General features: G+C 34.2%; 2 protein-coding genes and 1 pseudogene. 1 reads left to right on the forward strand and 2 read right to left on the reverse strand.

Translation table 11 applies throughout. The annotated features are described in order from the left end of the window. Nucleotides 1-85 (reverse strand): annotated as a pseudogene (gene def / locus AC1DRF_RS26375) (peptide deformylase); the annotation flags it as partial. 174 nt (nucleotides 86-259) lie between these two features. Then, a complete protein-coding gene (locus tag AC1DRF_RS26380) occupies nucleotides 260-370 on the reverse strand; it encodes a YjcZ family sporulation protein (RefSeq protein ID WP_016763434.1) in 111 nt (36 codons plus the stop codon). A 169-nt stretch (nucleotides 371-539) separates the two neighbouring features. Here AC1DRF_RS26380 and AC1DRF_RS26385 point away from each other — a divergent pair, with 169 nt between their 5' ends. Next, nucleotides 540-1,205 (forward strand): YkyA family protein, encoded by a 666-nt coding sequence (locus tag AC1DRF_RS26385; RefSeq protein WP_427075459.1) that lies wholly within the window; start codon nucleotides 540-542, stop codon nucleotides 1,203-1,205. Nucleotides 1,206-1,704: the final 499 nt, after the last annotated feature.

A 1,704-nucleotide genomic window follows, 5' to 3' on the forward strand; every position in this document is an offset into this window, starting at 1 on the left:
CTTCAGAAGCAGGTAACGGTACTTCTTTTGCTACTTCTCGCAGCGTTGGGTGTCCGTCTTGAATAATATCGTTCATTGTAATCAACTTTCACATCTCCCTAGGCTATTTTATAGGTATAAAGTGTACCAAATCCGTATAAAAAAGTCATTACCTCGACCTTGACCACATACATGTTTCTACTAATTATATGTATCAAACATATGGAAAAACATGCATAAGAAAAAATAAAAGCGACCGTTAGCCGCTTTTATTGTATAATTACCACCCGCCACAGCTGCAGCCGATAATAACTAATAAAATGAACAGTACGATTAATAACACGAAACCTTTATTAGAACCGCCACAGCCATATCCACCATAACCCAACATAATGTAACCTCCCGTAGTTATCAATCCCAAGGTAAAAAGTAATAAACTCCCTTTTTTTCACGATTGGGTTAGTATAATATATTAAAAGGTGGAAAAAGGGTGTAGATAAATTGCTAATTTCCTACAAAAATTGTATAATGACCCATGGATAAGGGAGGATTTACCAGATATGAAGTGCGTCGGAAGATATATAGTTATCGGCATTGCTGCTATGTCACTAGCAGGATGTGCAGAGGGCTCATCGCCTGAGCTTGAGGTATATAATGGATTAGAAAAAGTGGTAGCACAAGAAAAGCAATTTGCTGATCAGCAAAAACCGTTAGCTGATTTAGAACAGCAAGAAAATGCGATATACGACCAAATTATTGAGCTAGGGATTAAAGATAAAAAGAAAATAAAAAATAAAGCACAAAAAGCGCAGCAGTTATTAGATGAGCGTGAAAGTAAATTACAAAAAGAAGAAAAAAGCATCAGCGCTTCGCAAAAACAATTTGAAGTGACAGAGCCGAAGATCCAAAAACTAGAGGATGGCAAAGCAAAAGAAGAGGCGCTTGAACTATCTTCGTTAATGAAGAAGCGTTATAAGGCTTACCAGTCCTTACATGATGCCTATCTTCATTCCATTGAATTAGATCGTCAGCTATATACGCTCTTTGAAAAAGACAATGTGAAATTAGAGAATCTTGAAACACAAATCGCTTCGATCAATGCTACTTATAAAGAAGTTGAAAAGAAAAAAGAAGCGTTTAACACATTAACAGCTGACTATAACAAAGCCAAAGAGGATTTTTATAACAAAACGAAGTTAAAGGTGAAAAATAGCGAGGATAAATAAGAAGGCCTGTGAAGTTTACAGGTCTTTTTTTTGGCTGAAAAGGAAGGTTTTCTGAAATAAAGAAAGAGTTTCGACATGATTCAAGTAAAAATTACAAAAGGTTATTGTTTTAAAAAATCGTTTATTTGTGGCAAGATAGGAGATGTGCAGACGTAAAAAAAGAAAAGGTTATTATAAAACATATAATACAGTTTACATCTGTGTAATAGTACAGCATGTCTTTTTTATGTGTTTTATTTCACAAACTAAAAAAGCGTAATTTCTTGATGTAAATGCATTGACGAACTGTTTTAGTGTATTGTAAACTAGGTAGCGTAGTAAGTGTTGTATTAATCATTTTTGCAAAATAATTAATACAGTTTAACGAAACGTTCGTTTCGCTTAAACTTTCCTTTTACGTAAATGTTTGCACAGAATTCGCTGGGGAATACATAGAAATGTTAAGGATTAGCGAATTCAAAAAGCTACTCGACAAAATATGACTTTTACTTGTCCATTT

Source organism: Priestia sp. P5_B4, from assembly GCF_056400385.1.